Raw genomic sequence first — 269 nt, 5'->3', positions numbered from 1 at the left:
ATTGAAAGAAACGTTAGATAAGTTCGGGACGTGTAAAACAGAAGAACCTAACGGTGGCAAACCAGAAGAACCAAAGACGGATGATCCAAAACAAGAAAAACCAGAAGAACCGAAGACGGATGATCCAAAACAAGAAAAACCAGAAGAACCAAAGACGAATGATCCAAAACAAGAAAAACCAGAAGAACCAAAGACGGATGGTTCAAAACAAGAAAAACCAGATGGTACAAAAACAAATGATGAAAAACCAGAACAACCAAAGCAAGAGA

The 269-nt window shown here is 38.3% G+C and carries 1 pseudogene; it reads left to right on the top strand.

What is annotated here, in order from left to right:
* A pseudogene (locus MR107_RS30760) lies at positions 1 to 269 on the top strand (DUF4430 domain-containing protein); the annotation flags it as partial.

Source organism: Bacillus cereus group sp. BfR-BA-01441 (genome assembly GCF_022663075.1).
GTDB lineage: Bacteria > Bacillota > Bacilli > Bacillales > Bacillaceae_G > Bacillus_A > Bacillus_A cereus.
Note: the sequence above shows the minus strand (reverse complement) of the source record. Positions and strands in the feature narration are given on the sequence as shown.